The organism is Allobosea sp. LC85 (assembly GCF_000735605.1).
Classification (GTDB): domain Bacteria; phylum Pseudomonadota; class Alphaproteobacteria; order Rhizobiales; family Beijerinckiaceae; genus Allobosea.
The window spans coordinates 1-22,209 of record NZ_JPKG01000007.1; the positions used below are offsets into that span (position 1 = coordinate 1).

Annotated in this window: 16 protein-coding genes; 11 read left to right on the forward strand and 5 right to left on the reverse strand. The window is 65.1% G+C overall.

Annotation, left to right across the window (positions count from 1 at the left end):
* Positions 1–221: 221 nt before the first annotated feature.
* From FG93_RS03675 to FG93_RS03690, 4 genes are all read left to right on the forward strand, one after another.
* The gene (locus tag FG93_RS03675; protein ID WP_052513340.1) at positions 222–5,828 is read left to right on the forward strand and encodes an autotransporter domain-containing protein; all 5,607 of its coding nucleotides are present in this window, start codon (positions 222–224) and stop codon (positions 5,826–5,828) included.
* Positions 5,829–6,073: 245 nt separating this feature from the next.
* Positions 6,074–9,367, forward strand: coding sequence for an adenylate/guanylate cyclase domain-containing protein (locus tag FG93_RS03680; RefSeq protein WP_043232016.1), 3,294 nt, complete (start codon positions 6,074–6,076; stop codon positions 9,365–9,367).
* Positions 9,368–9,385: 18 nt separating this feature from the next.
* On the forward strand, positions 9,386–10,066 hold the full coding sequence (locus FG93_RS03685) for a peroxiredoxin-like family protein (protein WP_043232018.1): 681 nt from the start codon (positions 9,386–9,388) through the stop codon (positions 10,064–10,066).
* A 31-nt stretch (positions 10,067–10,097) separates the two neighbouring features.
* Complete coding sequence (locus FG93_RS03690; RefSeq protein ID WP_043232019.1) at positions 10,098–10,907, forward strand: class I SAM-dependent methyltransferase; 810 nt, start codon at positions 10,098–10,100, stop codon at positions 10,905–10,907.
* A gap of 74 nt (positions 10,908–10,981) precedes the next feature.
* Here FG93_RS03690 and FG93_RS03695 read toward each other — a convergent pair whose 3' ends face one another.
* Complete coding sequence (locus FG93_RS03695) at positions 10,982–11,317, reverse strand: hypothetical protein (RefSeq protein ID WP_043232021.1); 336 nt, start codon at positions 11,315–11,317, stop codon at positions 10,982–10,984.
* Between the two features lie 468 nt (positions 11,318–11,785).
* Between FG93_RS03695 and FG93_RS03700 the strand changes: the two genes are divergently transcribed.
* From FG93_RS03700 to FG93_RS03710, 3 genes are all read left to right on the forward strand, one after another.
* The gene (locus FG93_RS03700) at positions 11,786–12,061 is read left to right on the forward strand and encodes a hypothetical protein (RefSeq protein WP_152579292.1); all 276 of its coding nucleotides are present in this window, start codon (positions 11,786–11,788) and stop codon (positions 12,059–12,061) included.
* Between the two features lie 135 nt (positions 12,062–12,196).
* Positions 12,197–12,661: a hypothetical protein gene (locus FG93_RS03705; RefSeq protein ID WP_043232025.1), complete on the forward strand. Its 465-nt coding sequence runs from the start codon at positions 12,197–12,199 to the stop codon at positions 12,659–12,661.
* On the forward strand, positions 12,654–13,925 hold the full coding sequence (locus FG93_RS03710) for an HlyD family secretion protein (RefSeq protein WP_043232027.1): 1,272 nt from the start codon (positions 12,654–12,656) through the stop codon (positions 13,923–13,925). Before FG93_RS03705 ends, FG93_RS03710 begins: the two co-directional genes overlap by 8 nt.
* Before the next feature lie 391 nt (positions 13,926–14,316).
* On the opposite strand, the gene FG93_RS03715 is transcribed toward FG93_RS03710, so the two are convergent.
* From FG93_RS03715 to FG93_RS03730, 3 genes are all read right to left on the reverse strand, one after another.
* The gene (locus FG93_RS03715; protein WP_052513343.1) at positions 14,317–15,477 is read right to left on the reverse strand and encodes a succinylglutamate desuccinylase/aspartoacylase family protein; all 1,161 of its coding nucleotides are present in this window, start codon (positions 15,475–15,477) and stop codon (positions 14,317–14,319) included.
* A gap of 701 nt (positions 15,478–16,178) precedes the next feature.
* The gene (locus FG93_RS03725) at positions 16,179–16,427 is read right to left on the reverse strand and encodes a hypothetical protein (RefSeq protein WP_152579293.1); all 249 of its coding nucleotides are present in this window, start codon (positions 16,425–16,427) and stop codon (positions 16,179–16,181) included.
* Positions 16,428–16,593: 166 nt separating this feature from the next.
* Positions 16,594–16,845 (reverse strand): hypothetical protein, encoded by a 252-nt coding sequence (locus tag FG93_RS03730; protein WP_043232036.1) that lies wholly within the window; start codon positions 16,843–16,845, stop codon positions 16,594–16,596.
* 266 nt (positions 16,846–17,111) lie between these two features.
* On the opposite strand from FG93_RS03730, the gene FG93_RS03735 reads away from it, so the two are divergent.
* The gene (locus FG93_RS03735; protein WP_043232288.1) at positions 17,112–17,459 is read left to right on the forward strand and encodes a hypothetical protein; all 348 of its coding nucleotides are present in this window, start codon (positions 17,112–17,114) and stop codon (positions 17,457–17,459) included.
* Positions 17,460–18,374: 915 nt separating this feature from the next.
* Here the strand turns inward: FG93_RS03735 and FG93_RS03745 are convergent.
* The gene (locus tag FG93_RS03745; RefSeq protein ID WP_043232041.1) at positions 18,375–18,599 is read right to left on the reverse strand and encodes a hypothetical protein; all 225 of its coding nucleotides are present in this window, start codon (positions 18,597–18,599) and stop codon (positions 18,375–18,377) included.
* 296 nt (positions 18,600–18,895) lie between these two features.
* On the opposite strand from FG93_RS03745, the gene FG93_RS03750 reads away from it, so the two are divergent.
* The 3 genes from FG93_RS03750 (at position 18,896) to FG93_RS03755 (ending at position 22,185) form a co-directional block, all read left to right on the forward strand.
* Positions 18,896–19,654: an SDR family oxidoreductase gene (locus tag FG93_RS03750; RefSeq protein WP_043232044.1), complete on the forward strand. Its 759-nt coding sequence runs from the start codon at positions 18,896–18,898 to the stop codon at positions 19,652–19,654.
* 223 nt (positions 19,655–19,877) lie between these two features.
* Positions 19,878–20,018, forward strand: coding sequence for a hypothetical protein (locus tag FG93_RS33125; RefSeq protein ID WP_162531534.1), 141 nt, complete (start codon positions 19,878–19,880; stop codon positions 20,016–20,018).
* Positions 20,019–20,664: 646 nt separating this feature from the next.
* A complete protein-coding gene (locus tag FG93_RS03755) occupies positions 20,665–22,185 on the forward strand; it encodes an MBOAT family protein (RefSeq protein ID WP_043232046.1) in 1,521 nt (506 codons plus the stop codon).
* Positions 22,186–22,209: the final 24 nt, after the last annotated feature.

Genomic DNA, 22,209 nt, shown 5'->3' on the forward strand with positions numbered 1-22,209 from the left:
CTGCGGGGCTGGCCCTGCCAGGTCGGCAGCTCGCCTACAGCCCATTTTCAGGCGGGTTTCATTGGGTAGCGCCGCCCAACCTCGTCGTAATGACCACCAATGCGAATCTGCAAGGAGGCAATGGCGGCCGGGGCGGAAATGGCGGTGATGGGGGGTCGGGCTCTGGCGGCTATGAGACGCAAGTCTGCCTTCCAGCAGGCCGGGGCTGCATACCGATCCGCATGTACCCCGGCGATGGCGGCCCCGGCGGCTCCGGCGGTGACGGCGGCTCCGGCGGCGCTGGACTCTCCTCGTCGTATGGCCGGCAGATCAGCCTCTTCGCGACGACCGCTCAGGGCGGGAATGGAGGCGATGGCGGTGACGCCGGGGGCGGCGGCGATGGCGGCTCAGGCCATGGCTACAGCGGCATGCCGGATGGCAACCGCGGCAATTTCGGAAACGGCGGAAACGGCGGTCGCGGCGGCTCCGGCATCGAGGTCGATGCAAGGTACGGTGGCAGCACGACCATCACCCTGGCGTCCAATAGCCGTGCGTCGGGCGGCAATGGCGGTCGCGACGGAAGCGGCGGCTGGGCCGGAATGGGTGGCGACGGCATCCATGTGACAGGTCCCGCCACGATCACGGTGGGCGGAATCGTGACCGGTGGCGGCGGCGGCAATGCCAGCTATGCAAGGTTCGGAGCTGTCGGAGGCGCCGGCATCTTTGTCGATGGCCAGGCCACGATTACGATCCAGAGCGGCGCGCAGGTGGCGGGCGGGCTCGGCGGCCTCGGCCAGCAAGCGTCGAGCGGCCGCGGCGGCGACGGCGGGTCAGGCATCGGCGTGACCGGTGGCGGCACATCCCTGACGATTGCGGGCGAGGTTCGCGGCGGGGACAGCCATGGCTTTGTTCCGGGCTCGCAGGGCGCGGCGATAGCGCTCAACGGTAGCGGCAATTCGGTTGAACTGCATGCGGGGTATAGTCTCGTCGGCAATGTAATCGGCGGCAGCAATGCGACGCTCATCCTCGGCGGTGCGGCAAATACAAGCTTCGATCTGCGCGGACTGGACTCGCAGTATCAAGGCTTCCTCGATTTCAACAAAAGCGGTTCGAGCACCTGGACACTTTCGGGCGCCGCGACCGCTTTCCGCGGCAACATGGCGGTCGATGCCGGAACGCTTGCATTCTCGGCGGGAGCACAACTGACGGCCACGAACGCTTACATCGCAGACAGAACAGGCGAGGTTGCGGCTGTCGCCGTCACCGGAACTGGGGCGAAATGGAGCGCTGAGGGCCAATTTTTCGTCGGCAATCGAGGTCAGGGCAACCTGACCGTCTCCAATGGCGGAACCGTTCATGCAGGCTCGATCAGCGCCGGCACGAAGATCGGAGGGGCCGGCGCGATCAGCGTCACCGGCAATGGATCATATGTCGGAGCCGGCAGCCTCATGCTCGGTGATAGCGGCACGGGATCGGCTCTGGTGTCCGGCGCCGGATCAAGCCTGACGGCGGACACGTTCACGGTCGGGAACTCGGGCAGCGGCACGCTGACCGTCGCCAATGGCGGCAGGGCCGGCGCAGGACGCGGCAAGCGGATCGATGTCGCCAGGAATGCCGGGGGCACCGGCACGATCAGTATCGGCGCCGCCGCAGGGCAGGCCGCGGTCGCCCCCGGCACGATCGAGGGAGACATCCGCTTCGGCGCCGGCACCGGTACGCTGGCGTTCAACCACACCGCCAGCGACTACACCTTCTCGAGCGCGATCTCCGGCGCCGGAGCGATCAACGTCCTGTCCGGCACGACCGGCCTCACAGCCGACAGCTCCGGCTTCTTGGGCGCCACGACCGTCTCTAACAGCAGGTTGCGCATGGCAGGCACGGCGCGCCTCGGCGGCACGGTTTCCATCGACGCCGGTGGCACGGTCACCGGCGAAGGTTCGATCGGCGCGACCACGATCAACAATGGTGGCACGCTCGCGCCTTCGGGGCGGACCTCGCTGACCGTCAACGGCAACCTGACCGCCAATGCCGGCGGCACCATCAAGCCGTCGGACGCTGCGCCGCTCGTCGTCAACGGCGCGCTGACGCTCAATGCCGGCAGCAACTACGATTATCAGTTGCGCAGCAGCGACGTCGTCGCCGTCGATTCCGCGACGACGCGGGTGAACGGCAACCTCGCGCTCAATGGCTGGACGCTGAACCTCTCCGGCGGCGCCCAGCCGCAGATCGGCTACCACCGGGTCATCACCTACACGGGCGGCCTGACCAATACCGGGGGCACCGTAGGCAGCAGGCCACCCGTTGGCGTGTTCACCTATGACTACGCGATCGACACCGCCCGCGCCGGAGCCGTCGATCTGCTCGTCACCCCCAACGGCCTCAACATTTTGCAGCTCTGGGGCACGAGCCCCGCCGGCGGCGCGAGCGGCACCTGGAACGGCGCCAATCCGAACTGGTGGAACCTCGGCGGCGTCTCGGCGACGCAATGGGGTAGCGCCTATGGCGTCTTCCGCGGGCCGGGCGGCACGGTCACCGTGGACGGCCAGCAGAACGCGGTCGGGCTGCAATTCGCCGGCGGCAACTACACGCTGGTTGGCGGCGCTGGCGGCAGCCTCAACCTGCACGGCTACAACAATGGCGGCTTCGTCGTCACGACGCCGGAGATCCGCGTGCTCGACGGCGAGACCGCGACAATCGCGGCGACCATCACCGGCACTGCGGGGCTCGAGAAGACAGGCGATGGCACGCTGATCCTGTCCGGCTCGAACAGCTTCAGCGGCGGCACCATCATCTCGGGCGGCACTTTGCAGATCGCAGCCGACGGTCATCTCGGTGCGGCCAGCGGCGGGCTCACCCTCGACAATGGCGCGTTGCGTACGACGGCGGACATGGTCTCCGCCCGCACCGTCACCTTGCGCGAAACCGGCGCGATCGAGACCGCGGCCGGCACGACACTGACCCTGACCGACACGCTGAGCGGCGCCGGCGGACTGATCAAATGGGGCGACGGCACGCTCGCGCTGACCGGGGCCAACGGCTGGTCGGGCGGAACCCTGATCACCGCGGGCACGATCAGGGCCGGCAGCGCCGGTGCCCTGCCGACGATGACCGACTGGGCCCTGACCGGCGGCAGGCTCGACCTCGACGGTCACGATCTGCGCATGAACCTGGTCGCCGGCAGCGGCGGCGAGATCGCGCTCGGCGGCGCCGACCTGACCATCGACCAAGCTGAGGACAGCGTCTACGCGGGAACCGTCACCGGTGCCGGCCGCCTGCTGAAGGACGGCGCAGGGACAGTGCTTTTGACCGGCACCAGCAGCTATTCCGGCGGCACGGTCATCCGCGACGGGACGCTCGCCATCATCGCCGACGCCAATCTTGGCGCGGCCGGCTCGGCCATCGCCTTCGATGGCGGCGGCAAATTGTCAACCTATGCCGACATCACCAGCGGGCGTTCGGTCACGCTCACCGGTACAGGCACGATCGAGACCGTCGCCGGCACGACATTCGCCCTCGGCGGGTCGATCAGCGGCGCCGGAAGCCTGGTGAAGGACGGCTGGGGCACGCTGACACTGACAGGAAGCGCCGGCCATGGCGGCGGGACGACGATCGCGGCCGGCATGCTGCAGATCGGCAATGGCGGGACCTCCGGCGAACTTGCGGGCGATGTCGTCAACAATGCCTTTCTGAGCTTCAACCGCACGAACGACTATGTCTTCGCGGGCGCGATCTCAGGCAGTGGCAGCGTCGTCCAGTCCGGCAGCGGCACGACGATCCTGACCGGCAGCAACAGCTATTCCGGCGGCACGGTCATCCGGGCCGGCGTGCTCCAGGTCGCATCCGACAGCAATCTCGGCGCCCAGGGCACGGCGATCACCTTCTTCGGCGGCGCCCTGCGCTTCGGCACCACGTTCGACACGAGCCGTACCTTGCTGCTGCTTGGCAACGGCACCGTCGACACCAATGGCCGCGACGCGACGCTGACGGGCGGCGTCTACGGCTTCGGCGACCTGGTCAAGACCGGAGCGGGCACACTGACCCTGACCGGCACCAACTCCTATCGCCGCACCGTCGTTGCAGCCGGCAGGCTCGTCGGCGACGCAGCCTCGATCTCCGGCGATATCGTCAATAGCGGCACGGTTGTCTTCGATCAGCGCAGCGATGCCAGCATCGCGAGCGTGTTCTCGGGCACGGGGCGGTTCGACAAGACCGGTCGCGGCGGGCTCGAACTGCACGGTGACAGCTCGGCCTATTCCGGGACGACCACGGTGTCGGCGGGCATGCTCGTGGTCAATGGGTCCCTTGGCGGCGAGATCGATGTCCTCACTGGCGCACGGCTCCAGGGCGGCGGCACCATCGGCGCAACGACGATCCGGCCCGGCGCGACGATCGCCCCCGGCAACTCGATCGGCACGCTGACGGTTGCCGGCGATATCGCGTTCGAGCGCGGCGCGATCTACGAGGTCGAGGTCAGCGCCGGCGGCATGTCGAGCGACCTGATCCGTGCCAGCGGTGCGGCGCGGCTCGGCGGCGGCTCTGTGGTCCATCTCGGTGAGGACGGCAATTATCGGGCGAACCAGCGCTATACGATCCTGACCGCCGATCGGGGCGTGCAGGGCCGTTTCGAGGATGTGACCTCGCGCTATCTCTTCCTCGATCCGACGCTGGGCTACGACGCGACCAGCGTCACGCTGACCCTGCTGCGCAACGATTTGCCTTTCGCCGCCCTCGCACAGACCCGCAACCAGGTCCAGACCAGCCTCGGCCTGGAGAGCCTCAATGAGGCCAATCCGCTCTGGCAGAGCTTCACGCAATTGCGCGACGAGGATGAGGCGCGGCGCGCCTTCGACAGCCTGTCCGGCGAGATTCACGCCTCGGCCAAGACCGTGCTGATCGAAGGCAGCCAGATGGTGCGCAGCGCGGTTTCAGACCGGATCCGCGCCGCTTTCGACGGGATCGGCGCGCCGCATATCGCGACGCTGGCCTATGCCTCGGGTCAGGGGGCGATCTCGACGGCCCCGGCGGAGAGCCTGGCGCTATGGGCGCGCGGCTTCGGCGCCTGGGGACAGACACGGGGAGACGGCAATGCCGCCTCGCTGACGCGCTCGACCACCGGCCTTGTCGCTGGCCTCGACCTCGCCGCCGCGCAGGATATTCGGGTCGGTGTCATGGCGGGATATTCGCACTCGCGTTTCGAGGTGGCCCGTCGCAGGTCGCGCGGCGACGCGGACAACTACACAATCGGTCTCTATGGCGGGGCCCGCTTCGATCGTCTCCGCCTGACCGGAGCCGTGAACTATGCCTGGCACGATCTCTCGATGCGGCGCTCGGTCTCTTTCCCAGGGGGCGGCGAGCAGCTTCTGTCGGGCTATGGCGCCCATACCCTGCAGGCCTTCGGCGAGATCGCCTATCGTCTCGATCTCGGTTCGGGCGCGTTCGAGCCCTTCGCCAATCTGGCTTATGTCAACCTGCGCAGCAACGGCTTTCGTGAAACGGGCGGCATCGCAGCTTTGTCGGCCGGCCCCCAGAGCACCGCCGTGACCTTCGCCACGCTCGGCCTGCGCGCGCAGACCAGCGTCGATCTCGGCAGCAACGCCGCCCAACTCAACGGCACGCTCGGCTGGCGCCACGCCGCCGGCGATCTGACGCCGGTCTCGCTCCAGGCCTTCGCCGGCGGCGCGCCATTTTCGATCGCGGGCGTTCCAATCGCCCGCGATGCGCTGGTGGTCGGCGCCGGCGCCAGTATGAAGCTCACGTCGGCCGCCGAACTCAGCCTCGCCTATGACGGCCAGCTTGCGCGGGGCGCCACCGACCACAGCTTCAACGCCAGGCTTGGAATGAGGTTCTGAGGGCGGGGCGACCGCACGTGTCGGAACGTTCTGGGCCCGATGGCAGACCGCTCACGGAACAGGGCGCCTGATGCGATTCGAATGCCGCCGGGCCCGGCCGACCTCTCACCGTCACAAGCATGCCGGCTGAGGGCGTCAGTGCGCCACCGCTTGCGGGCTGACTATTATCGGTTCACCCTTGTAACGGCCGTTCGGCAAGGCGTGAGGCGAAGCCTGGCTTTTACGGCCCCGCGAGGTCTTGGTCGATGGACTGCTCGGGCTGCGGTTTCCCTATCGAAAGCGGCTTTGCCTTCTGCCCGCGATGTGGCATGCGCCAGCCTGTGCCGTGTTCGAGTTGCGGCTATCTCTGCGCGCCGGATTTCGCCTTTTGCCCGCAATGCGGCGCTCGCACCTCCGCGAAAGCCATCCCCCAGAGCGCGCCGGCACCGAGTGCAGCCGCTGCCTTGCGATCCCGCGCGCCCGCATCGTTTCCGGACGTCGAGAGGGAACAGGGAGCTGCGGAGCCTGTCACCGATGCAGATCGCAGGACGGTGACGATCCTGTTCGCCGACCTCAGCGGCTTCACCGCGCTCAGCGAGCAGCTTGACCCCGAGGTCATCCAGACCTTGCAGACCGCGTTGTTCACGGAACTGACGGCGGCCGTGCAGAGCTTTGGCGGATTCGTCGACAAGTTCATCGGCGATGCGCTGCTTGCTCTGTTCGGTGCACCGGTCGCGCATGAGGACGATCCGGAACGCGCGCTCCGTGCCGCGCTCGACATGATCGCCCGCACTGCGCGGCTCGGCGAAAGCTCCGCCGCCGGCGGTCCTGAAATGGTTCTCCATATCGGGATAAACACCGGGCCGGTCGTTGCCGGAGGGTCGGGGGTCGGCACTGCGAAATCCTATTCGGTGACCGGCGACACGGTGAACACGGCGCAGAGGCTGCAATCGCTGGCCGCCCCGGGCGAGGTGCTGGTGGGGCCCTTGACCTACCGGCTGACCCGGCATGCCTTCTCCTATACCTCGCTCGGTGACGTCGCACTTCGCGGCAAGTCCGGCAGCGTGCTGGTGCATCGGCTGGGCGGGCCGCTCGCCTCACCGCGTGCAGCGCGTGGACTTGATGCACTCGGCCTCAGCACGCCGCTGATCGGCCGCGATGCGGAGCTCCAGCGCATGCTGGCGAGCCTCGACCAGGCTTGTTCTGGCCAGGCGCAGCTTCTGCGCCTCGTTGGTGAGGCCGGCATCGGGAAATCACGTCTGGTGAACGAATTCGTCGCCCGGCTGGGCTGCGAGGACCGCTTCCGAGACGTTGCCGTGCGGCAGGCTGCCTGCTCGCCGCTGGGCGAACAGTCCTTCGGCGCCATCGGCGCAGTCATGCGCAGCGCTGCCGGGGTGATGCAGAACGATGCTCCCGACGAGATGCGCTTGAAGCTCGCAGCCTTGCTGGCCGATCTTGGCATCGCGGGTGAAGAGGCGGAGCGGCTGATGCCGCTGCTCTACCACGTGCTCGGACTGGCAGACCCCAAGGCGAGTTTGCAGCATGTCGAGCCCGAGCAGTTGCGGCGGCAGATCCTTCATGCGGTCTGCACGATCATCGAGCGGCGTCTGGCACTGTCGCCGCTGCTGATCGTCGTCGAGGATCTGCACTGGGCTGACGCCGTATCGCTGGAAGCGCTGCGTTTCGTGATGGAGCGGCTGGACCGATCGCGGCTGATGCTCGTGGTCACACATCGCCCCGCACAGCAAAACGACCCGCTGGACTCAAGCCGCTTCAGCCATACCGCGCTCCGGCTGTCGCAGCTCGGAGACAGCGACGGGCGCCGCCTGCTCGCGGCGCTCTTTGGCGAGGGCTGGCCGAGCTCCGTCGGAGCGCTCCCGGACAGGATCCTCGAGCGCGCCGGCGGCAACCCCCTGTTCCTCGAGGAGATTGTGCGCAGCCTGATCGAGCTCGACGTGCTGAAGCGCGAAGGCCAGCACTGGCAGATCGTGACGGGCGAAGCGGCGGTCAGCATCCCCGACACGATCCAGGCGATGTTGCTCGCCCGCTTCGACCGGCTGCCGCAGGAGGCGCGGAGGCTTGCGCAGGAAGCCGCAGTCATTGGCCCTCGCTTCGATGCGACGCTGCTTGCCGCGGTGACCGCTGACCCCGCCAGGCTCGAAGCCGGGCTCGAACTGCTTGGCGACACGGAAATCATCCAGAGGGCCGGGACGGGCGCGATCTCGTCGCAATGCTACCGCTTCACGCAGACATTGCTGCACGACGTGATCTATCAGAATCTGCTGCTGCAGCGGCGGACCGAACTGCACGGGCAGATCGCCACTGCATTTGAGGGCCTGTGCGGCGAGAGCCCCGAACGGCTCGAGGACCTGACCGTGCTCGGTCATCATTTCGGGCTGAGCACAGAGCGGGAAAAAGGGGCGCATTACCTGCGCGAGGCCGGTGATCGCGCCCGCATGATCTATGCCAATGACGACGCCCTTCGCTTCTACGAGCAGGCGCTCGCGGCGCTGGCGACAGCCGAGCCCACGCTGCTCAGGCAGCAGCTCGGCGAACGGATTGCCGATCTCTGCGGCCCGACCGGACGCCGTGCGCTGGCGCATGAGCATTATGGAACGGTGCTGCGGGCTCATCGCGAGAATGGCGACCGCGTCGCCTCGGCCCGGGTTCTTCGCAAGATCGGTCGCCTGCTCTGGGATGCCGGCAAGCGCGACAAGGCCGAAGCCTGCTACGCCGAAGCCGCGACACTTCTCGACGGAGCCGACGCGCCGATCGAACAGGCGCATCTCTGGCAGGAGCGCGGCCGCCTTGCGTTCCGGACCGGCGATCACGCTCGTGCCGCAGAATGGGCCGACGCAGCGCTTGCATGCGCGCGCACGCTGACCGGCGACGAGCCCTCCGAGATCGGCCGCGACGCCGCGCTTGTGACTGCCGAAGCTCTCAACACCAAGGGCGTCGCGCTGGCGCGGCTCGGGCGAAACCGCGAAGCGGTGCGCGAGGTGGAGCGAAGCATCGAGGTCGCCGAAGCTGCGGACCTCCCCGGTGCGGCCTGCCGCGGCTATACCAATCTCGGCGTGCTCTACACGACGATCAACCCTGCGCAGGCGATGGAGGTTTGTCGGCGCGGCCTCGAGATATCACGGCGGATCGGCGATCAGGGCTTCCAGGCACGCCTCCTCACCAATCTGGCGGTCGCCTGCTGCACATTCACGGACCGTTGTCCGACCGAGGGCGTTCCGGCGGCTGAGAAGGCGGTGGAGATCGACCGGGAACTCGACCAGCGCGAGCACCTGCCGGTGCCTTTGATCGTGCTCGGGCAGATCCACCAATGCCAGGGGCAATCAGAAATCGCTGCGCGCTTCTACAACGAAGCGCTCGACGTTGCCCGCGAAACGGGCGAGCCGCAGCTGCTTTTTCCGTGCTATGATGGCCTCGCAACCCTCAAACTCGATCGTGATGATCTGGCGGAGGCCGACCGTTACTTTTCGCTGGCGCAGGATGTTTGCGCCCAGCACGGGCTCGACCCGGAAGCGCTCGTGGTGCTGCCTTTCCTCGATTGACCGCGGAGGAGGTTGGATATGGTTGCGCAAACCGACATGGGTCCTCTTCAACCCGGCGACAGGGCACCGAACGTCGTGCTCGACGCCATCACTCGCGAGGGAAAGATCGCGATCGACGACTTTCGCGGTCAAAAGCCGGTGCTGGTCGGCTTGTTCCGTGGCCTGCACTGCGCCTTCTGCCGGCGCCACATCGCCGCCCAGGCGCAGCTCGATCCGGCGCTCCGTGCCGCGGGCGTCGAGAGCCTGACCGTGGTCAATACCCCGATCGAACGCGCGCGGCTCTATTTCCGCTACCATCCGATGCCCAATCTTCTCGCCGCCTCCGACCCCAAACGAACCTCGCACCAGGCTTTTGGCCTGCCAAATCTCGAATTCACGGAGAATGAGACGGCATGGCCGCACAAGGTCTCGATGGCTGCCGTGCTGGGCATGAAGGTCGAGATCCCCGGCGAGACGCCGGGGCCGCTTGACCCGATCGCGGGGTCGCAATTTCTCGACAGGAAGGACGGCTACGAACTGACCGAGGCCGATCTGGAAATGAAGGCGACAGGCCTTGGCCAGCTCGTCGGCCAGTTCCTGCTCGACCGGCAAGGCATCGTGCGCTGGAGTTTCACCGAGGTTCCGGAAGGGGGGCGCTACATGTTCGGGGCGCCGAACCCGCAGGAGCTCATGTCAGCCGTTTCCCAGGTTGCGCAATAGCGAAGTTCTTCAGCCAGCGAGGCGAGCTGCCATGCCGTCCAGTTTCACCGTCCGCAGCGCCAGCGGTTACGAGCAGCTGATGGGGCGCTGGAGCCGTCAGCTTGCAGGGCCGTTCATTGATTTTTCCGGGATCGCCAAGGGCGAGCGAGTTCTCGATGTCGGTTGCGGCACAGGCAGCCTGACCTTCGCACTGCCCCAGGCGGCAGAGATCGCCGAGGTCGAAGCGATCGACTTTTCACCGATCTTCGTCGAGGAAGCCCGGCGCCGGAACAGTGATCCGCGGATCACGATCAGCGAAGGCGATGCTTGCGCGATCCCTTTCCCTGACGGCGGGTTCGATCGGGCCCTGTCGCTGCTCGTCCTCCACTTCGTGCCGGCGGCCGACAAGGCGGTTGCCGAAATGCGCCGCGTGGTGCGACCGGGCGGCGTTGTCGCTGCCGCCGTTTGGGATCATCTCGGCGGGATGCCGGGGATGCGCATGATGTTGGACACCGTCGCCGCGCAGGACGAGCAGGCGCGCAGCCTGCGCGCTCATTACTGTTTCCAGCCCATGATGAGGCCCGACGAAATGCGGCAGGTTTTCATGGCGCAGGGGCTCGAGAGCGTCGAGCAGACCTCGCTGATGATCAGGATGGATTACGAGAATTTCGCTGACTACTGGGACCCGTTCGCCGCCGGCGAGGGGCCGCTCGGCAAATATGTGGCGGGGCTCGATCCAGAATCCCGGGCAAGGGCCGGCGAGGCCGTCCGGGCCGCTTATGAAGCCGGCCAACCCGATGGCCCGCGCTCCTTTGCGGCCGTGGCCTGGGCCTGCCGGGGTGTTGTTCCCGGTGGTGGTTGAGGGCCTGCATACGCCTCGATCAGTTGCCAACTTGCCTTCCGCAACTGCGCGAGGCCAGCAGCAGGCCTTCGAGATTACCAGCGATCATAATGGTGCCGGCGGTAGCCATGCGCGGGCGCCCATGGCGGCGGACCACCATGGTGACGGCCATAACCGTATCCACCGCCATAACCGTAACCACGACTGTAGCCGTCGCGGCGGCCGTAGTACCTCTGCCGGTTCATGTTTTCCTGGATGATCATCAGGCGTTCCCGCTTCGCCTCGGTCATGGCGAATTCCAGCGGCTGCTTGTCGAGCTGCTGCGCGACAGCTGGCGGAACCGCTTCGCTTGCACGAGCCTCAGGCGCGGTGCCGGCCATCGCCGCAGCCGCGCCAAAGACGATAGTCGCTGTGATCAGGAACCGACGCATCGGGGGTCTCCTTGTTTCCTCCCGACAATTAAAGCCATCCGAATTGGAACGCAGGATGAATGAATTGGTTCGGGTGTGTTCATGATGGACCCACCCGGTCAGATCGCCGATGTCGCGGGCGCCACTCTTCGTGCAAGCGATTGGGCCGCATCCCAGAGTGAACGAGGTCGAGGTTCAGATCGCTTTCGGTACGTTCCGCCCGGCCCGACCGCCTGCGGGCGACGTGGCCGCGCCCGCGCCAACTGGCGCTGGAAAATCCTGGGCTGAGAACAGCACATCGGGGGGCGTCGGCGTATTGTCCTTGGGGACAGGTTCCTGTTGGCAGGAATTCGCTAGAATTCGCCGGTCAGGTCGGAGCGCTTTGCGATTTCCAGCGTGGGTGTATGCTGTCCCAAGTCGATAAATCGATGCGTTGTACCTGGTCCCTAGCCAGGTTCAATGCGCGAACTGAGCGTGGAGGCTTTACCGATGAGAAAGCTGATCCCCCTCGCAGCGTCTGTCGTAATGGCCGCCGCGGTTCTTGCCGGATCTGTCGTAATGGTCGCCGCGGCTACTGTCGGAACACCGAATTCATGCAACAAGATCAATGGCTGCACGTGGGATTTCATCTACGAAAACCAGATGATGATGCAGAGCGGCCTCATGACGAAAGCAATGGAGGAGGGCCGCGCAAACAAGGAAGCGTTCGAGAAGCTGAGAGAATGGGAGCGCACCCATGGCACCGCACCGAGCAACCTGCGGTAATGTCGGTTCGAATTCGGCATGACGGCCGGGACAAGACCCAGACGGTCAAGTCGAGTGGCGCCGGAGCGCGCGCTGGCGTTTCGCGCCTGACACGGATACCGTTGCGATAGCGCTCAGGGGTCGGATGTAGAAGTCATGTCGTCGCCGAACATTCATCCCGCTGCCCCGCACCATTTGCCGGCATTCATCACGGCACCGGGAGAGACCGACTATCTCATGGTCGCGATGGCGGTGCTGCTCGTCGTCGCGGTTCTGACGGTTGGCATCATCTTCTTCCGTCTGCACACATTGCCGGAGCGGATGGCGCACAAGTCGCAAAAGCTCCAGTTCGAGATTGTCGCGGTCCTTGGACTTCTGGCGCTGTTCACGCATGTCCACCTATTCTGGGTGGCTGGGCTTCTGCTGGCGCTGATCGACTTGCCCGACTTCTCCGGTCTCTTCGGCCGCATGGCTCACGCTCTCGAGCGAATTGCAGGCGTGGCGCCCCGCCGCGGCACTGCCTCATCACCCGAGCCACCTGACCCGTCCGATTCCCGGGAGATTCCGGTCGAGCCTCAGCCGGAGCATCCTGGGCACCGGAAGGAACCGACCCATGCTTGAGCTCCTGTTCTGCTCGCTTCTGACGATCCTGCCGGACTACCTCTTTCGCCGTTACGGTCAGGGCCGGCGCATTGGCAAGGAGATCACGCTCTATTCGGTCTGGTTCGAATTGCGCTGGGGCATCACGGCCTGCGCGATGCTGACTGTCGGGTTGATCACGGTGATCTTCTACAATCACCCTTCGACCACGAGTGCGACCTTGTACTTCAGGGCGGTGCCGATTGTTCCAGAGATCAATGGGAGGGTCGCAGAAATCTATGTCGGGAGCGGGGCGAGGGTCGGGGTCGGCCCAAGGGTTGAAGGGGTTAGCGGCAGGGTTGAAAAAGGCGCCCCCATCTTCAGGTTGGATAGCAGCAGGCAGGAAGCGGCAGCCGAGGCCGCCCGCCGCAAGATTGTCGAGACCGAGGCAGCGCTTTCTGTCGCCCGGTCGGAGCTCGCCTCGAACGAATCCAAGATCCAGGAGGTGAGAAGTGACCTCCAGCAGGCGCAGGACGAATTGCGGACCAAGCAGGAATTGATGCGGCGGAACCCGAATGTCGTCGCGGAGCGTGAGATCGAGCGCCTGCAGGTCATCGTTGCCGGGCGCGAGGCCGCCGTGAATTCGGCTGTCGCAGCGCGCGATACGGCGCAGATACGGATCTCGACGCTGCTGCCGGCTGAGAAGGCAAGTGCTGAGGCGGCCCTTGCCCAGGCCCAGGTCGATCTCGACAAGACCGTGATCAGAGCCGGCGTGACCGGGCGGGTCGAACAGTTCGTCCTCCGTGTCGGCGACATCGTCAACCCGCTTCTTCGCCCCGGCGGCGTTCTGATCCCCGAGGAGGCCGGGCGATTCTCCTTGCAGGCGGGCTTCTCGCAGATCGAGGCACAGGTCATGAAGGTCGGCATGGTTGCCGAAGCCACCTGCCTGTCGAAGCCGTGGACCGTCATTCCGATGGTCGTGACCGGGGTGCAGGACTTTATCGCAGCCGGGCAGATTCGCAGCGGTGAGCAACTGATCGATGTTCAGCAGACTGGGAGGGCCGGCACGATCCTGACTTTTCTCGAGCCGCTCTATCCCGATGGGCTCGACGGGGTGACACCAGGCAGCAGCTGTATCGCCAACGCCTATTCAAGCAATCATGACGTCATTCAGGCAAAGGAAACCGGGGCCGTCAGGAGGGTCGTTCTTCATGCGGTCGATGCGGTCGGGCTTGTTCATGCAATGCTCCTGAGGATCCAGGCGCTGGTTCTGCCCATTAAAACACTGGTCTTCTCCGGACACTGAACCGGCAGAACCCGCTGCCGATCGATTCTCCCTGTCCGGCTTCGACCTTGTCCTTCAGCCTGACGAGAACCGCGACAAAGTCGCCATGGCTCGAAGAATGGAGCGCCCGCCATTGGCGTGGAACATGCCCGCATCGCGGCCGGTGCGCCGAGCGGACCGGCGATGAGCTCATGGAATCGCGTTGTTATTGCAACACGCGGCAGTCGCATTGCAACACGCGGCAGTCGCAGTTTGTCACGCGGCACAACCTAAGAGATCAGGCTGGCGGAACGGGCCGAGGCCATGCCATAGCGTCGGCGGCCAGCGATGCCTGCGTCACCTCACGGCCCACTCCAAGGCTGCGGGCTTCAAGCCAATCGGCCCGGAGCGGACTTCATGGGTCCGCCGGCACTCACTCGGAGTAATCAACCGGCTCTTCGGGCAATGCGTTGTTGTAGAAGATGAATACGAGCGGTGTACCGGGCTCGGCCGTGGCGTCTGTGCGACGGCCGCAGACCTCGCCCGCCACATCGCAGGTGTATTCCGCGACCACCTCGCCGAACGCATCGCGCTGGATGGCGACCTTCTGCCCGACCTTGACCTTGTCCTTCAGCTTCACGAGAATCTCGACGAAGCCGCCATGGGTTGAAAGAATGGTGTGCCCGCTATTGGCGAGGAACACACCTGAATCCCGGCCGGTGCGCCCGATTGGACCGGCGATGATGCCATGGTGCTTCAGCACATTCATCGTGCCCTCGGCGAAGAGCGGAATCAGGCCGTGGTCGAGAATGCGCGCGGCCCCGATCTCCGGCGTAAAGGCTGGGATGCCTGCGTCGATCAGGGCGTTTGCCAGCAGCGTGGGATAGGCGCGATTGTCGAATATCTGGTCGATCGGATAGAGCTCAGCCATGGCCCGGACCTCGGGCAACTCCATTCGGGCGAGATGGAACCCTGTCAGATCCATCCCGGTGGTTCCGGTGTGAAAGTCGATCGCGAAGTCGGCGTTCGGCCTGAACAGCCTGTTGAACAACAGGCCGGCATGCCGGCTGGGCGCGCTGGCGCCGTTCTCGTTGCCGGGCCATTCGCGATTGATGTCGATGAGATCGATGCCTCGTCCGGAATTGGGCCACCTGCGCGCCATGCCTTCCAGGGCCGGACGCGACACATCGAGAACCGCCATGACGCTGCCCGACATCGTGGCAGGGTCGAGCTGGGCCATGACGGTCTGGATCATGTGCATCGGGCTGATCTCGTCGCCGTGCACACCGCTGATCAGCGCGATGCGCTTGCCTGGCGTCGCTCCCTTGGCGACGATCACGGACACATGCCAGTGCTGCCCTGTCGGCATCTGCACGCCCTGGAAATAAAAGAGGTGTTTGCCGGGCTCGATGTCGTCGAGGTCGAGCGCGCTGATGACCTTTTTCCCGCCGATCACGTCTCCGGTGAAGACTGTTCCGCGAGACGCCACCTGGGCCGAGCGGGCCGCCGGCGCTGTAGCGGCCTGAGCTCGTGCGGGGCTGGCATTGGCCGCAAGGGCAGCCGACGCGCCAACCGAGGCAATGGTTGCCATCATGAAGTCACGGCGATCGAGGCCGTCTGGTTCGTCTGACTTGGCAATCGGTCCTTATGTCGTACGCGATGGGGACGATCTGCTGCCGGCCTGACCAGCGCAAGAGCCGCGTGAGACGGCAGAGGAGGCGAATGCCACGCTCTCCGAACTCCGGGCGCACTGCGAACAGGTGAGGGTGGCTCTGCGAGTTGCGGCGGGAGCGGTCGGAAAGCGCGAATCCGGCGTCCTCGACCAAGCCCTCGGCAGGGAGCTCGACCAGATCTTCGGCGCCATTCGTTTCGACGCGTCGGCGCTCCCAGCAATCCCGGTCAAACGGGATCTGCTTGCCTCTCTCCTAAGCGGCACGGCGACAGTCACTTCGTTGCGTGTGACGATGTGAGAGGCATGTCGTCCCAAAGGGGTAGCGGACTTTCATATTTTAGGCGATGCTGGGGCGGAACTTGGGCAGTGCTGCCGCAGTTGAAGCTGAGCCAACCTCGGAGGCGACAATGGGCATTCTCGAGCTATCGATCGTACTGGCATGTGCCTCGGCGATCGGCTTCTACATCGCAGATGGAGCCGCTTGAGGCATCACCTCTCCGCTTTGGCTCGACGCAGGCGCGCGCGATCTCCAGCCTTGAAACCCTTGCTCCCGCGACCGGTGGCGCAGGGGATGTGGGGAAACTCCGCGCGGCTCGGCGCCGGTGGGGCCAGGGAGAGGGCGGTCAGCTGTCTTGATTGGGAAACGGGCCGGGCTCTTCCAGGAGGCCGTGCCCCGCGTCGTTGTCTTCTCCCGTCTGAAGCGAGACGTTCAAGGCAATCAGAAGCGAGACCGTCCCTGTGAGTTCGGTGACCGCGTCAATCATCTCGTCGACGATCTCTGCGCTGTGATCGAGACCACATTGCCGGAGAAACACGCCGGCCCTGCGAGCTCGAAGGATCAGATCGTCGTAGACAGGTTGCATAATGGTCAACGCTGGCTGCCGGAGCCCATCAGCATGGCGCAGCCGCAGCCGGCGCGGGAAGAGACCTACGGCCGGTGTCTTCCAAGCCCTAAGGCCCAGACCCTCTTGGGGCCAGACCTCTTGGGGCCAGGCCTTTGGGGGCCAGGCCTTTGGGGGCCAGGCCTTTGGGGGAATGTCACGCGGCCCTGATGCCTTCCTCGAACTCCTCGGGAATGGCGCCATGGCGGGCGAGAACCTCAATCGAGCTGAGCTCGCTGGTCTCGTCATCGGCCACGACATGGATGACGGCGACGCCTTCCGCCCGCCCCGCGAGCCGCTGCGCATCGCGCAGAGCATGGTGCTTGGTCTTGGCCGGCGTCTTGTTGCCCGGCACCAGCCTCTTCCGGCGGGTGACGAATTCCTGGATGATGAAGGTGTCGACATTCATGGCGTGAATCTCCGCAGCTTCCGAATGTTCTAGTTATGTTCTTGTGCGAATGCGAGTCAAATAATCGGCGGCCATCTGGCCTGCGATACGCCCTCCTGACGGTGATCGACGCCGTCAACAAGCGCTCCTGCGGAGGCCGGGGATCGCGCTGCGAGACGGTGCGCTGGCGAGGGCGGGCCGTTTGGCGTCGGGCATTTTGAACCGGCGCCAGGATGAACCGGCGCAAGGATCATGCGTTTAACATCGACCTCAACAGAGTGCCGATCATGATCCGAGCGACTTTCTACAGCCTGATTGCGCTGGTGCTGCTCTCCGGCGCGGCGACCAGCCAAACTGCTCCGGCAGAAAATCCGTCCTCACCCGAGATCGCCGCCTGCAAGGCCACGGCGCTCCATACGATCTCGGCGCGGGAGCCGGAGATCAAGGACATCTACATCGACGAGGACGGGGCGACGATCGCCACCTCCGAAACCAAGGTCGGAGATACGCCGATCACGCGCATCATCATGGGCGAAGCTTATCTGCGCACCGACCGCACGGACAAGCCGCGGCGGTTCCTGTGCCTGATCGGCGAGAGGGGCAAGGTCCTGCTGACATTCTTCACGCAGCGCTGATGACGCGCGGGCGGATCTTGCAACGCCCGCCACACCCGGCACAGGTGCTGTGGAGCCAAAGCCGGGCCGCACGGAACACGGTTCACTCACAGACCCGGACTTCGCCCGCTGCGCCGAAAGGCGCAGCGGGCTCGTTGCCGGTTGGGCGGCAAGATTTCCAGACGCCGCCATGGCGCGAGCGATGCGGGTGAAACGTCTCGCGGTGAGAACACGCCCGGCCTGGGCGACGACGATCCGGCGACCGCGGAACTTCGCGAGGAAACGCTGTTCCGGACCAATCGCCTCACCAGTCCTGGTGACGCTCGCTCCGTGATCACGCCGTCAGAACGTGCGATCCTCCATCAGCTTCACTGAATCTGGAGCAGGTTTATACTGCCATGTTGCTATGGAGGATGTGGTCGTGGGGCGGAGCATCGGCCTGCTCGCCTGTTGTTCCATGCATCCCGCGAGCGGCAGAAGCACAAGGGCAGCTACTGAAAGACGGAGTACATAGGTCATGACTGCACCTCATCATGAAGGTGAGACGATGTTGCCCCCTCGGCCAATTTCAATAAGCCCAAAATACGACGCCATTGCCGCAGGACGAGATCACAGCGGGATCGAGCTTCATCACGTGATCGCGACTTCGCCGCCGGAGCGCGGATCGTGGATCGTCGATCGGAATGCGCTTACCTTGTACGTGGCATCGGAACCAAAGCATTCACCGTGCGTAATTCAGTGCGAGTGATTGACCCCAAACTTGGCCCGGCTCTCCGAATGGGGCGCCGGGCTTCTGTCTTCCGGATCGGACCAGGTGACGCGTTGGCAGGTCCCGCTTGCCAGGTCCCGCTTGTCAGGTCCCGCTTGGCAGGTCTTCGCTTGGCAGGCACTCCGTTATGGGAGCCCCGCTGCCCAGAGACATCTGCGGGGCCAAGGTCAGTAGACCAACAGTCCAACGGCAATCCAGGCCAAGGCTGCGAGGACGAGCCCTGCGATCAGAACCTTCAGAACCGGACGGTCAAGAAAGCCCTGCCGGGCTTCGACCGGCGTTTCCTGCGCCGGATCGGCGGTGGAGTGATCGTCGGCGCGGATTGGGGGGATCGGATCGCCGCCCCGGGTTGCCGATTGTCTTTCGGCCCGTCTTTCAGTTTCCGTTTCCATGGCGTTTTCCTCTGCAAATATCCGAATTCACAGCTGACGGAACAACGGCGCCTCCGGAGACATGTTCCCGGTCTCCACGTTCCCGTGACGGGGTATCGCCCGGAGATCGGCGTGAGTTCCGGTTCTCGGAACGTCGTCATGTAGGGCTTGGGCGCCCTGCCGGGGTCGGTTGGAACTGAGTTGCCTTGCCTTGCCGCCGTGGCGTGGCGTGGCGGAGCGCTTGCACAGGAAACGGGTGGCTGCACCGCCCGGCCAATCGCTAGTTCGCCCTGGCGTCACCGCCAGAGGAGCAAGCCGTGGAACTGGAAGACAAGTCGATCATCATCACGGGGGCGAGCAGCGGAATCGGCGCCGCGGCGGCTCTGTTGTTTGCAGCCGAAGGAGCGAAGCTGGTTCTCGGAGCCCGCCGCACGGCCGAGTTGGAAGCCTTGGCAGCGCAGATCCGGGAAAACCATGGCAGGGCCGTGTTTTTGGCCGGCGACGTCAGGGACGAGGGCTACGCCAGCGCTCTCGTCGCTCTCGCCCTCAGGGAGTTCGGTCACCTGGACGGCGCCTTCAACAACGCCGGCATCGTAGGCGACATGGTGCCCGTCGCCGAGATGGGGATCGCAAACTGGAACGATGTCATTGCGGTCAATCTGACAAGCGCATTCCTGGCCGCGAAAGCCCAGATCCCAGTCATGAAGGAGCACAGGCAGGGCTCGATCGTCTTCACATCCTCCTTCGTCGGCTTCAGCAATGGCGGGCTGCCGGGCATGGCGGCCTATGCCGCGTCCAAGGCCGGCATGATCGGCCTGATGCAGTCACTGGCCGCCGACCACGCCGGGGACGGCATCCGCGTCAATGCGCTCCTGCCGGGCGGCACCATCACGCCAGCGGGTGGTGCAGGACAGCCGGCCATCCTGGATTTCGTCGCCAATCTGCATCCGATGAAGCGCATGGCGAACTCAGAGGAGATTGCCCAGGCAGCCCTCTTCCTGTTGTCGGACCGGTCCAGCTTCGTGACGGGAAGCCCGATGCTCGTGGACGGTGGCATCTCCGTGCGCCTGGCCTGACGCCGGCGTTGAAACCGATGCTGCCGCAAGCGCCTGGCTGGTTCTGACGCGGCGCCGCAACGAGGTGTCACATCAGGATTGGCGGGCGGCGACCAAACGTGTCTTGGATCGGTCGTCTCGCTATTCCCGCCCGGGATCCGGAGCAGCCCGCACGGCTTGGGAACGTAGGCGTTTCGCTGGCGTTAACCCGTCTAGCGGCTTCAGCTACGGTAGAGGCATGGCAATGCGTGAGCACACGGCCGAGCGTGAAAACACGCCGGAGCAGCAGCTCGACAAGGCGTTGAAGGACACCTTCCCCGCAAGCGACCCGGTTGCCGCGCAGAGCCCGGCCAAGCCTGGGGCACCAAGGAAAAGACGGCAGTAAGAGAAATGGCGGCGGCTGTATCGAGCGGAACCAGTGTCGCAGTGGCGGACCCGCGGTCAGCGCCGCGGCCGCTTACACCGCGATCGGGGCCGCCTCCGCCGGCCGCTGAATCCGTTCATCACAAGCAAGATCATGGAAATCAGCATGGTCGATTTCAGGCCCGGCGCATCATGCTCCAGATCCTCCTTGCGATCGGCGGCGGCCGTGTGACGAAAGGCTGGATCGATCGCGGCGCGCTCGAGGCGATTATGCGGGCGATCATCCTCCCTGTCCCGCCGCCGGCTACCAGATCGGACTGAATGGCCGCTCGTAGACGGCAGGCTCGGTATCAAAGTCGGCTGGTAGCGCAGCCGAAGGCCCAAAGGCCAGACGCGGTTCACGCGCCCGAACGCCTGCCGGGCTTGATGCCCGTCGCGATTCTCAAACTCCACGCAGGTGACTGGCAAAGCTTGACCTTTACTGAAACTCCCAGGCTGCTGCCGTGCAGCTTGCCCAATGGCCGACGGCTGAGGCTGCGCAGAAGCTACAGTATCGGTGACATATTTCACACATAAGGCCGGCTAATGGAGCACAAGCCCTGGCCCGTGTTGCGCGCGTGCACCCCGGCTGTATGTCTGTAGCCTCGCACGGCTCTATGGCACGCCCGATGCTCTTCAATTCTACCGAGTTCATCTTCGTCTTTCTTCCTCTTGCCGTGCTCGTGCACTTCGCACTTGCGCGCGTAAGCGCGCCGGCTGCGATCCTCGGCACGACGCTGTCATCGCTCGTCTTCTATGCATGGTGGAATCCGCCTTACGTGCTGTTGCCCGTGGCGTCGATCGTCGCGAATTTCTGGTTCGCACGGCTGATCGCAGCGGCCGAGAAACCGGCGGCGAAGCGGCTGCTGGTCCTCGGCATCGTCAGTAACATCTTGGTACTATGCTACTGGAAATACGCTGATTTCCTGCTCTCGATCGTCTATTCCTATAAGGCCGCGCCTCCGGTCGTACCGCTCGCGCTCTCGTTCACGACCTTTGTGCAGATCGCCTTTTTGGTCGACGTCTACCGCCGCAAGATCCCGCTTGATTTCAGCCGCTACGCGTTTTTCGTCGCCTTCTTCCCGCACCTGATCGCGGGCCCCATCGTGCGCTGGAACAGCTTCGGGAGGCAGCTCGGCGATGATGCGCGCTTCCGGCTCGATTGGTCGAACGTTGCCCTGGGGCTGACGATTTTCATTTTCGGCCTCGCCAAGAAGGTGCTGATCGCCGATTCGCTTTCGCCGCATGTCGGCGCCGTCTTCGATGCTGCAGCCAGGGGCGATCCCGTCACCGCCCTTGCCGCATGGGGCGGGGCCTTGGCGTTCTCGGCCCAGATCTACTTCGATTTTTCCGGCTATTCCGAGATGGCGATCGGTCTCGGGCTGCTGTTCAATTTCCGCCTGCCCGTGAATTTCGCCGCACCGCTACGCGCGACCAGCATCCTGGACTTCTGGCGGCGGTGGCACATCACCCTTTCGCAGTGGCTGCGGGACTATGTTTATGGGCCTCTGACCTTCGGCCGCCCGATGGGATGGTGGCGCGCCATCGCGGTGATGATCACCATGACCCTGGCCGGGCTCTGGCACGGAGCCGGGTGGACATTCGTGGTGTGGGGCGCCTATCACGGCTGCCTTCTCACCATCAACACGATCTGGCAGCGGATCGTGCCCGAGCGGGATGAGCCGACACGGGCAGGCCGGTTCGTCGGTTGGGCGCTGACCTTCACGGCCTTTGTCGTGGGCTCCGTCCTCTTTCGCGCAGCGGACATCGAAACCTCGCGGCACCTTCTCGCTGCGATGGGAGGCATGGGCCAGCCGCCGATCGCTGAGGCACTCACGCTGCAGCACGACTGGTGGGCGATACGCCAGGGCTGGATATCGGAGGCCTTCATCCGCACCTGGCTCGGCAGCACCTGGTCGGTCACCGGGACCGCGCTGACCCTGCTGGCGCTAGCCATCGCCTTGTTGCTGCCGGATCCGATGGAGATCACCGGCTATCGCGAAGGCGACGCTCAGTCAGCTTGGCGAAGAAACGTCGGCGTACTCGCCTGGCGCCCCTCGCTCATCGCCCTCTGCGCTGCCTTCCTGCTCTTCGGCGAGGTGTTCTTCCGGCTCGGGCAGGTGAGCGAATTCCTCTATTACCAATTCTGACGATCGGCTGGGGAGCGTGGCGTT